This is a genomic window from Pseudomonas sp. NPDC087690 (assembly GCF_044743175.1).
Taxonomy (GTDB): domain Bacteria; phylum Pseudomonadota; class Gammaproteobacteria; order Pseudomonadales; family Pseudomonadaceae; genus Aquipseudomonas.
This window is the reverse complement of record NZ_JBIUVX010000072.1, coordinates 1-9,572: the sequence shown is the minus strand read 5'-3', so window position 1 is coordinate 9,572 and position 9,572 is coordinate 1. Positions and strand designations below refer to the sequence as shown.

Here is a 9,572-nt window from a genome sequence, read left to right as displayed (position 1 = left end):
AAACCGCGCTCGACTGCCGCCTGAATACCAATGACGTTCACACTGATGATCCGCATAAATGGCCCCAAAAATCGCGTGCGTGTATGATACACGGCGTCAAGCTAATTAGCTAAATCCGTGGTATTTGGGGTTTTTTTCATGCAAGCGTATCAGCGCGATTTCATTCGTTTTGCCATCGATCGCGGCGTTTTGCGCTTCGGTGAGTTCACCCTGAAGTCCGGGCGCACCAGTCCTTACTTCTTCAACGCCGGCCTGTTCAACTCGGGTTCGGCCCTGGCGCAGCTGGGGCGTTTCTACGCTGCAGCCATTGCCGAGAGCGGCATTCCTTTCGACGTTCTGTTTGGCCCGGCCTACAAAGGCATCCCGTTGGCAGCGACCACAGCTGTGGCGCTGGCCGAGCATCACGACCGTGACCTGCCATGGTGTTTCAACCGTAAGGAAGCCAAGGCTCACGGCGAAGGTGGCAGCCTGGTCGGCGCGCCGCTGACCGGCGATGTGTTGATCATCGACGACGTGATCACCGCAGGCACCGCGATCCGCGAAGTGATGCAGATTATCGCTTCCCAGGATGGCGCCAAGGCCGCTGGAGTGCTGATTGCCCTGAACCGTCAGGAGCGTGGCAACGGTGAGTTGTCGGCGATCCAGGAAGTCGAGCGTGACTTCGGTATCCCGGTGATCAGCATTGTTTCGCTGAATCAGGTGCTGGAATTCCTCGCCGATGATCCGCAGCTCAAGCAGCACTTGCCGGCGGTGGAAGCGTACCGCGCCCAGTTCGGCGTCTGATACGACATCATTCTGTAGGAGCTGCCGAAGGCTGCGATCTTTTGATCTTAAAAAACAAAATCAAAAGATCGCAGCCTTCGGCAGCTCCTACAGGGGATTCGACTTAACGCAGGTTTCGCCATTTTCTGATCAGTTTCACGGTTAATCCCGCATTGATCAGCGCAAATGCCAGCAGCGCCAGTACCACCATCACGTACAACGTCCGATCCACATCAAAGTCCCACAGATCCAGTTTGCTGCTGCGGACAATGCCTACAGCGGCCGGTAGATTGACGTAAAACAACGCCACAAACGCGCACGTCAGCGGCAGCGCCCGCGAATAAAACGCCGTCCGTACTTTCCCTCGGCTGCGTTTTCGGTTCAGCGGCCCCGACTGGTATTCATCCAGCGCCAAAGCTTCGCTGAGCGCTGGCCACGCCAGATTGAACAGGAAGGTGGTCAGGGTCAGCAGCAAACCACTGACCGCGACGATGTCATTGAACGGCATTGAGCCCCAGCGTCGTGCAGAGTAAGGCGTGGCTATCCTCGCTGATCTCGAACTGCCCGGCGCTGCCCTTACGTTTGGTGATGGGTTTGAAAGTGGGCTCGTTCTGAGTGATCAGCATGTTCAGCTCATCGCGAATCACATCCGAACTGATGACCACCAAAAACACGGTTTGCGCGCGCTCGGCCGTCTCGATCACCGCACGCATGCTGTGTTGCAGGATGTCATCGAGCTGATTACGAAAGCGTGACACGGTGTTTTTCAACAGGGTTTTGCTTTGGCTTTGGGTTAGCTGAAAGATCGTCGAGATCTGCGATTCGGTCGGCAATGTTTGCCCGAAGTAGCTCTGAATCAGGTAGAGCAGACGATCCTGCTTGGCCTCGTCGGCCCGGCTGGGCATGCCGCCTTCGACCAGCATTTTCAGGTATTCGGTCAGGCTGGCCTTGGCAATGCGCTGCAAGGCGTGGGTGATTTCAGCGTCGCCAATGCGCAAGGTTTTCTTGACCGGTTCCTTTTGTTCCAGCTCGAAAGCAGCGGCATCAATCGTGAACGAGATCTGCATGGCTCAGGCGCTCCGAGTTATTTTTCGCTGGTTTGCGGGTATGGATCCTGTGGCGCATCGCCTTGGCCGCTGAGGACTTTCCAGCCCTTGAGCGGGTGCGAGGCTTCCGTGAAGTCGGGGCAGGGCGGCATCGAATTTTGCGAAGGGCCTGAATACTCTCGGCCGCAGTCCACGCAGGCATAGGTGCCAGCCGAAATGTCACTGCCGTAAGGAACGCTGTCTTTTTGCATGGGTAAATCTCCGGTGGATGAAGGGAAGATCCTAGGGAGATTTGTTAGGAGAGAATGTCGGACGTTTCGCTGAGTTGTGTCGGACGTGTCTTGCGCGCATAAAAAAGATCGCAGACTTCGTCAGCTCCTACAGAAATTTCATACAAACGAAATTCGCTTATGTAGGAGCTGCCGCAGGCTGCGATCTTTTGCTTTCAGCAATTACCGATCAAGGACGCTTGCGATTACTAATCAACGTACCCACACCAGTGTCAGTGAAGATTTCCAGCAGGATCGCGTTTGGCACGCGACCGTCGATGATCAGCGAGCTGCCCACGCCGCCCTGAACTGCTTCCAGCGCGCAACGGATTTTCGGCAGCATGCCGCCGTAGATAGTGCCGTCGGCGATCAGGTCGTCGACTTGCTGGGTGCTCAGGCCGGTCAACACAGTGCCCGACTTGTCCATCAGGCCGGCGATGTTGGTCAACAGCATCAGCTTTTCGGCTTTCAGCGCTTCGGCAACTTTGCCTGCCACCAGGTCGGCGTTGATGTTGTACGACTCGCCGTTGGCGCCGACGCCGATCGGCGCGATCACCGGGATGAAATCACCTTTGACCAACAGGTTGAGCAAGTCGGTGTTGATCCCGATGACTTCGCCAACGTGGCCGATGTCGATGATTTCCGGCTGGGTCATCTCCGGGGTCTGGCGAGTGACGGTGAGCTTCTTCGCACGAATCAGCTCGGCGTCTTTACCGGTCAGGCCGATGGCGCTGCCGCCGTGGCGGTTGATCAGGTTGACGATGCTTTTGTTGACCTGGCCGCCCAAGACCATTTCCACCACGTCCATGGTCGCCGCGTCGGTGACGCGCATGCCATCGACGAAGTGGCTCTCGATCGACAGGCGCTTGAGCAGATCACCGATCTGCGGGCCGCCACCGTGCACGACCACCGGGTTGATGCCCACGGCTTTCATCAGCACGATGTCGCGGGCGAAGCCGGTTTTCAGCTCCTCGCTTTCCATCGCGTTGCCGCCGTATTTGATCACCAGGGTCTTGCCGACATAACGTCGGATGTAAGGCAGCGCTTCGGACAGGACCTTGGCAGTGTTGGCGGCGGCATCGCGTTCGAGGGTCATTCAGGGCTCCGGGTGGATCAGAACGGTAGTTGGAGATCAGGTGCAACGCGTTTCAGTTGGGCGTGGAACACATCCTTGATACGTTGCAATTCAGCCTCGTCATCGGCCTCGAAGCGCAGCACCAGCACCGGTGTGGTGTTGGAGGCGCGCACCAGGCCCCAGCCTTTGGCGTAATCGACTCGCACACCGTCAATGGTGGTCAGGTCAGCGCCTGGACCCCACTGTGCGTCGTGCAGTGCATCAATGATGCTGAATTTGCTCTCTTCGGTCACATGGATATTGATTTCCGGCGTAGAAATATCGTTCGGGAAGGTCGCAAACAGCTCTTCCGCGGTGGATTTTTCCTTGCTGAGGATCTCCAGCAGCCGTGCAGCGCTGTAGATACCGTCGTCGAAACCGAACCAGCGCTCCTTGAAGAAGATGTGTCCGCTCATTTCGCCGGCCAAGAGCGCACCGGATTGTTTCATTTTCTTTTTGATCAACGAATGACCGGTCTTCCACATTAGCGGCCGACCACCGTATTCCTTGATCAGCGGCACCAGACGACGGGTGCATTTGACGTCGAAGATGATTTCCGCGTCCGGGTTGCGCGCCACCACGTCACGGGCGAACAGCATCAGCAGGCGATCGGGGTAGACGATGCTGCCGGTGTTGGTCACCACGCCGACACGGTCGCCGTCGCCGTCGAAGGCCAGGCCGATGTCGGCGTTGGTTTCCTTGACCTTGGCGATCAGGTCGACGAGATTCTCAGGCTTGCCCGGATCCGGGTGGTGATTCGGGAAGTTGCCATCGACTTCGCAGAACAGCGGGATGACTTCGCAGTTCAGCGCTTCGATCAGTTGCGGGGCGATCACGCCGGCCGCGCCGTTGCCGCAGTCGACCACGACTTTCATGCGCCGGGCCAGTTTGATGTCCTGGACGATTTCGGTGTTGTAGCGGTCGAGGATTTCGACCTGGGTGACGCTGCCCGCGCCGCTGCTCAGGTTGTTGGTCTTGAGGCGCTCGTGCAGGGCCTGAATCTGTTCGTTGGCGAGGGTATCGCCGGCGATGACGATCTTGAAGCCGTTGTAGTTCGACGGGTTGTGGCTGCCGGTGAGCATCACCCCGGACTTGCCGGCCAACACGTTGGCGGCGTAGTACAGCGCCGGTGTCGGCACCAGGCCCACATCACTGACGTGGCAGCCACTCTCGGCGATACCGCGGATCAGCTCTGCCACCAGCTCCGGGCCGGACAGGCGGCCATCGCGACCGACGGACACATTTGGCTCGCCTTGGGCGAGGCTCTGCGAACCGATGGCGCGGCCGATCCAGTAAGCGGTTTCGGCATTGAGGAATTCCGGCACGGTGCCGCGAATGTCATAAGCGCGGAAAATGCTGTCGGGCAGCTTCGGGGCAATCTTGGCTGGGGTGCTCATCTACGGAAATGCTCCATCTCGAAAGTGGCGGGACAGACCGACGAATCGTTCGACGGCAGGCTCAAACTGAAGGGTATGACGGCGTTTTCCACAGAGAGTTCGTGGTATGAAAGGGCCATGACGCCTCGGCTGGCGTGGCTTTCGGCCGGCAAAACCTTGATTTACGGCGGTAAACCTTTCAGCCGATCTGCCTGAAATTTCCCCCTGTAGGAGCTGCCGCAGGCTGCGATCTTTGATCTTGATCGTAGAAAACCAAATCAAAAGATCGCAGCCTTCGGCAGCTCCTACAGACGATGACGCCGGTTATTTGGTGCCGGTGTGGCCGAAACCGCCGGTGCCGCGTTCGGTTTCAACGAACTCATCAACCATTTCGAAATGCGCCTGTACCACCGGTACCAGCACCAGTTGCGCCAGACGTTCGCCGACGGTCATGGTGAAATCGGTCTGGCCACGGTTCCAGCACGACACCATCAGCGGGCCCTGGTAGTCGGAGTCGATCAGGCCGACGAGGTTGCCCAGCACGATGCCGTGCTTATGGCCCATGCCCGAGCGCGGCAGGATCAGCGCGGCGAGGTTCGGGTCGCCGATGTAAACCGACAGCCCGGTGGGGATCAGCACGGTTTCACCCGGTTTGATCACGATGTCCTGTTCCAGCATGGCGCGCAGGTCGAGGCCGGCGGAGCCCGGAGTGGCGTATTGCGGCAGCGGGAATTCGGTGCCGATGCGTGGGTCGAGGATCTTGGCTTGCAAAGCGTGCATGTAAATTAAACCTGGTTCAGACGTTCGGCGATAAAAGTGACCAGTTGGCGAGCGATCTTGCTCTTGCTGGTCTGGGCGAAAACCGTGGCATGCAGCTCACGGTCAATCACGCTGCAGGCGTTTTCTTCGCTGTTGAAACCGATGCTCGGGTTGGCGACGTCGTTGGCGACGATCAAATCGAGATTCTTGTCCTTCAGCTTGCGTGCAGCGTAGTCGAGCAGGTGTTCGGTCTCGGCGGCAAAGCCGACACTGAACGGACGGTCGGGACGGGTCGCGATGGTGGCCAGGATGTCTGGGTTACGCACCATTTGCAGGACGAAGCCGTCACCGCTCGTAGGATCTTTCTTGAGTTTTTGCGGGGCGACGACTTCCGGGCGGTAGTCCGCAACGGCTGCCGAGGCGATAAACACGTCGCACGGGATCGCCGATTCACACGCCGCGAGCATGTCGCGGGCGCTGACCACGTCGATGCGCGTGACGCGGTCCGGGGTCGGCAGGTGCACCGGGCCGCTGATCAAGGTCACACGGGCGCCGGCTTCTACTGCGGCTTCGGCGAGAGCAAAGCCCATTTTCCCGGAGCTGTGGTTGGTGATGTAGCGCACCGGGTCGATGTTTTCCTGGGTCGGGCCGGCGGTGATCACCACGTGTTTGCCGGTCAGTGCCTGACGCTGGAAGCAGTCTGCCGCGCATTGCGCCAGATCGGTGGCTTCCATCATGCGGCCCATGCCAACGTCGCCACAGGCCTGACTGCCCGAGGCCGGACCGAAGGTCTTCAGGCCACGGCTTTGCAGGAGTTGCAGGTTGGCCTGGGTCGCCGGATCGCGCCACATCGCCTGATTCATTGCCGGCGCGACAGCGACCACAGCGTCGGTGGCCAGCACCAGGGTGGTCAGCAAGTCGTTGGCGATGCCTTGCGCCAGACGCGCGAGCAGGTCGGCGGTGGCCGGGGCGATCAGCACCAGATCGGCCCACTTGGCCAGCTCGATGTGGCCCATCGCGGCTTCGGCGGCCGGGTCGAGCAAGTCGAGGTGAACCGGGTGGCCGGACAGCGCCTGCATGGTCAGCGGGGTGATGAATTCGGCGCCGCCGTGGGTCATGACCACACGCACTTCGGCGCCCTGGTCGATCAGGCGACGAACCAGATCGGCGCTCTTGTAAGCCGCGATGCCGCCGCCGACGCCCAGAACGATGCGTTTCCGATACAGCCGCTGCATAGGTCTGCCTTTCATTTCGTTGATGACTGCGGTGCGATGCCCCCTCCCCAGGGTTGAATCGACCACAAAAAAGATGGGCTACGATATCACAGCGACCGCTACGGAACAGCGGCGCCCACAGACAGGGAATGTGTATGAGTATTCGCGATTGGCCTGCGGCGGAACGGCCGCGGGAAAGGTTATTGGAGCATGGGGCAGCGAGCCTCTCGGACGCTGAGTTATTGGCCATTTTTCTGCGCACCGGACTGCCCGGATTAAGTGCTGTGGATCTGGCGCGCAATCTGCTGACTCAATTCGGCAGCCTGCGTTTACTGCTTGAGGCCGATCAGGACGAATTCAGCAAGCAATTGGGGCTTGGGCCTGCGAAGTTTGCACAGCTGCAAGCGGCTCAAGAGATGAACAGGCGGCATCTGGCTGAGAAATCACGGCAAAAACCAGCCCTGGAAAACCCTCAGGTCGTTCGCGATTATCTGAAAGCGATGCTGCGTCACGAACCGCATGAGGTGTTTGGTTGCCTGTTTCTCGATTCCAAACATCAAGTGCTCACGTTCGAGACACTGTTTCGCGGCTCCATCGACAACACCAGCGTGCATCCCCGTGAGGTTGTGAAGCGATGTTTGGCCAATAACGCGGCGGCATTGATCCTCTGCCACAACCATCCGTCGGGCAACACTGACCCCAGTCAGGCGGATCGGCTGCTGACCAAGCGCTTGCAAAAAACGCTGGAGATGATTGATGTGCGCGTGCTCGATCACTTCATCATCGGCGATGGTGAGCCGCTGTCGATGGCGGAGTGTGGCTGGATGTAACTCTCAGGAACAAGCGCTAAGCCACTGTGGGAGTGAGCCTGCTCGCGATAGCAATTTTCCAGTCACCGAATGGGTTGACTGAAATGACGCCATCGCGAGCAGGCTCACTCCTACAGGTTATGTGTAAGGCAGGTTATTTCAGGTTGACCTTGGAGTAGTCCTGCCTTCCAAACGGGCTCACCGAGTAACCCTGTACGTCTTTACGCGTCAGTGCGTAAGCCGTCGGATGCGCCAGCGGCAACCACAACGCCTGCTGCTGAATCTGCGTCTGCGCCTGTTCATACAGTTTGGTCCGTACGCCTTGCTCGCTGGTGGTCTTACCAGCGCTGATCAGCTTGTCCAGATCGGCATTGCAGTAGCGCGCAAAGTTGGTGCCCGACTTGACCGCTGCGCAGGAAAACTGCGGCGTGAGGAAGTTGTCCGGGTCGCCGTTGTCGCCGGCCCAGCCCATGAACAGCAAATCATGCTCGCCGGCCTTGGCGCGACGAATCAGCTCGCCCCACTCGATCACGCGGATTTCCGCCTGAATGCCGATTTCCGCCAGATCCGACTGCAGCATCTGCGCGCCCAGGCTCGGGTTTGGGTTGAGCAGGCTGCCCGACGGGCGCGTCCAGATGGTGGTCTGGAAACCGTCCTTCAACCCGGCCTTGGCCAGCAATGCCTTGGCTTTGGCGACATCGTGTGGGTATCCCGGCAGGTTCTTCGCGTAACTCCAGGTGTTCGGCGGGTAAGGGCCGTTGGCGGCTTCGGCGGTGTCTTCAAACATGGCTTTGATGTAGTTGGCCTTGTCGAAGGCGAGGTTGATCGCCTGACGCACTTCTGGTTTGTCCAGCGGCGGATGCTGGCTGTTGATGCCGACGAATGCGGTCATGAATGCGTCAGTCTTTTCGACTTTCAGCGTCGGTTCTTTCAGCGCGGCCTGTACGTCGAGTGGCTTCGGTGACAGGGCGATCTGGCATTCATTGCGACGCAGCTTTTGCAGGCGCACGTTGGCGTCCGGGGTGATGGCGAAGATCAGCGGATCCACCGAAGGTTTGCCGCCGAAGTAGTCCGGATTGGCCCTGTAGCGTATCGCCGCGTCCTTTTGGAAACGGGTGAACACGAACGGACCGGTGCCGATAGGCTGGCTGTTGAGCTTGTCGGTCGCGCCGGCCTTCATCAGTTTGTCGGCGTATTCGGCGGAATAGATCGAGGCGAAGCCCATGCTCAGTGTGGCGAGGAACGTCGAATCCGGATGATCAAGGGTGAAGCGCACGGTCAGCGGATCGAGTGCGTCGATCTTCTTGATCAGCGCCGGCAACTGCATCGACTGTGCGTGCGGGAAACCGCTCTGGGCGACTTTGTGCCACGGGTTGGCCGGGTCGAGCATGCGGTCGAAGCTGAATTTGACGTCTTCGGCGGTCAGCTCGCGGCTCGGCTTGAAGTAATCGGTCGTGTGAAACTTCACCTGCGGGTGCAGCTTGAACAGGTAAGTCAGGCCATCGGTGCTGACTTCCCAGCTATCGGCCAGGCTTGGTACGACTTTGCCGCTGGCGGTGTCGAAGTCCACCAGACGGTTCATCAGTACGTCGGCCGAGGCGTTGGTGGTGGTCAGCGAGTTGTATTGCACCACGTCGAACCCTTCCGGGCTGGCCTCGGTGCAGACGCTCAGCGCGGCGGCCTGGGCCAGGGGGCTCAGCAGGAGCGGGGCGAGCAACAGGGGTAGGGCAGCGAGGCGCATGGTCGGTTTCCTTTTACAGATCGAAGGCCCATCTGCAAGTGCAGTCTGGAAAAGGCCTACCCTAGAGGGCTGGATTACAAATGACTATCCCCTTTTTGCATTTTAAGGGCACAGTGATGGCCGTTTTTCAGACCGCGGTGCTTCGCAAAAAGTCTGAAACGTCTGCTTGGGCGACTTTCTGCGACGAGTGGTAAAAATCGATGCCGGCCTTTATCCAAAGCGTTCGCAGACCGAAAAAGCGCCTTTTTACCGATTGATTTCACACCGAATGTTGTTGCACCCCGGTCTTTCTGGTATAAAGCAGCGCTCTTTTCTAGGGGCCCGGTTCCTTCACTGTAGGTGTAGCCGGTAAGACCTCTAAAGAAACGCGGCGCCTGGCGCCAAATGACTGAGAGATTAAGCGGCCAACCCATGCCGGGTTGGGCATTTGGTTTTAGAGGGCTGTGGCATGTCGAGAGTATGTCAAGTTACCGGTAAGGGTC

9 protein-coding genes and 1 pseudogene are annotated in these 9,572 nt (G+C 59.0%); 2 read left to right on the top strand and 8 right to left on the bottom strand.

The window, feature by feature from the left end; translation table 11 throughout:
- Nucleotides 1-138: 138 nt before the first annotated feature.
- Nucleotides 139-783 carry an orotate phosphoribosyltransferase gene (pyrE, locus tag ACIPIZ_RS28755; RefSeq protein ID WP_008078597.1) on the top strand — a complete coding sequence of 215 codons (645 nt, stop codon included), beginning with the start codon at nucleotides 139-141 and terminating at the stop codon, nucleotides 781-783.
- 103 nt (nucleotides 784-886) lie between these two features.
- Here pyrE and ACIPIZ_RS28750 read toward each other — a convergent pair whose 3' ends face one another.
- The 7 genes and pseudogenes from ACIPIZ_RS28750 to coaBC all read right to left on the bottom strand — a co-directional run bounded on the left by ACIPIZ_RS28750 (nucleotide 887) and on the right by coaBC (nucleotide 6,561).
- Entirely contained in the window at nucleotides 887-1,270 is a 384-nt protein-coding gene (locus ACIPIZ_RS28750) for a hypothetical protein (protein WP_064389563.1), read from the bottom strand.
- Entirely contained in the window at nucleotides 1,257-1,829 is a 573-nt protein-coding gene (locus ACIPIZ_RS28745) for a hypothetical protein (protein ID WP_064389562.1), read from the bottom strand. Before ACIPIZ_RS28745 ends, ACIPIZ_RS28750 begins: the two co-directional genes overlap by 14 nt.
- Nucleotides 1,830-1,846: 17 nt before the next feature.
- Nucleotides 1,847-2,059: a hypothetical protein gene (locus ACIPIZ_RS28740; RefSeq protein ID WP_401168877.1), complete on the bottom strand. Its 213-nt coding sequence runs from the start codon at nucleotides 2,057-2,059 to the stop codon at nucleotides 1,847-1,849.
- Between the two features lie 208 nt (nucleotides 2,060-2,267).
- Complete coding sequence (argB, locus tag ACIPIZ_RS28735) at nucleotides 2,268-3,173, bottom strand: acetylglutamate kinase (protein ID WP_064389560.1); 906 nt, start codon at nucleotides 3,171-3,173, stop codon at nucleotides 2,268-2,270.
- 17 nt (nucleotides 3,174-3,190) lie between these two features.
- Nucleotides 3,191-4,567, bottom strand: a pseudogene (locus tag ACIPIZ_RS28730) (phosphomannomutase/phosphoglucomutase); the annotation flags it as partial.
- Between the two features lie 324 nt (nucleotides 4,568-4,891).
- On the bottom strand, nucleotides 4,892-5,347 hold the full coding sequence (dut, locus tag ACIPIZ_RS28725) for a dUTP diphosphatase (RefSeq protein ID WP_060540179.1): 456 nt from the start codon (nucleotides 5,345-5,347) through the stop codon (nucleotides 4,892-4,894).
- A 5-nt stretch (nucleotides 5,348-5,352) separates the two neighbouring features.
- Complete coding sequence (gene coaBC / locus ACIPIZ_RS28720) at nucleotides 5,353-6,561, bottom strand: bifunctional phosphopantothenoylcysteine decarboxylase/phosphopantothenate--cysteine ligase CoaBC (RefSeq protein WP_064389558.1); 1,209 nt, start codon at nucleotides 6,559-6,561, stop codon at nucleotides 5,353-5,355.
- 134 nt (nucleotides 6,562-6,695) lie between these two features.
- On the opposite strand from coaBC, the gene radC reads away from it, so the two are divergent.
- Nucleotides 6,696-7,370 (top strand): DNA repair protein RadC, encoded by a 675-nt coding sequence (gene radC, locus ACIPIZ_RS28715; RefSeq protein ID WP_105704671.1) that lies wholly within the window; start codon nucleotides 6,696-6,698, stop codon nucleotides 7,368-7,370.
- 133 nt (nucleotides 7,371-7,503) lie between these two features.
- Here radC and ACIPIZ_RS28710 read toward each other — a convergent pair whose 3' ends face one another.
- The gene (locus ACIPIZ_RS28710) at nucleotides 7,504-9,090 is read right to left on the bottom strand and encodes an ABC transporter substrate-binding protein (protein WP_401168872.1); all 1,587 of its coding nucleotides are present in this window, start codon (nucleotides 9,088-9,090) and stop codon (nucleotides 7,504-7,506) included.
- Nucleotides 9,091-9,572: the final 482 nt, after the last annotated feature.

Coding starts and splice junctions, on each gene's coding strand:
- radC (WP_105704671.1), top strand. CDS start 6,696: ATGAGTATTCGCGATTGGCCTGCGGCGGAACGGCCGCGGGAAAGGTTA.
- ACIPIZ_RS28740 (WP_401168877.1), bottom strand. CDS start 2,059: ATGCAAAAAGACAGCGTTCCTTACGGCAGTGACATTTCGGCTGGCACC.
- dut (WP_060540179.1), bottom strand. CDS start 5,347: ATGCACGCTTTGCAAGCCAAGATCCTCGACCCACGCATCGGCACCGAA.
- coaBC (WP_064389558.1), bottom strand. CDS start 6,561: ATGCAGCGGCTGTATCGGAAACGCATCGTTCTGGGCGTCGGCGGCGGC.
- pyrE (WP_008078597.1), top strand. CDS start 139: ATGCAAGCGTATCAGCGCGATTTCATTCGTTTTGCCATCGATCGCGGC.
- ACIPIZ_RS28745 (WP_064389562.1), bottom strand. CDS start 1,829: ATGCAGATCTCGTTCACGATTGATGCCGCTGCTTTCGAGCTGGAACAA.
- argB (WP_064389560.1), bottom strand. CDS start 3,173: ATGACCCTCGAACGCGATGCCGCCGCCAACACTGCCAAGGTCCTGTCC.
- ACIPIZ_RS28710 (WP_401168872.1), bottom strand. CDS start 9,090: ATGCGCCTCGCTGCCCTACCCCTGTTGCTCGCCCCGCTCCTGCTGAGC.
- ACIPIZ_RS28750 (WP_064389563.1), bottom strand. CDS start 1,270: ATGCCGTTCAATGACATCGTCGCGGTCAGTGGTTTGCTGCTGACCCTG.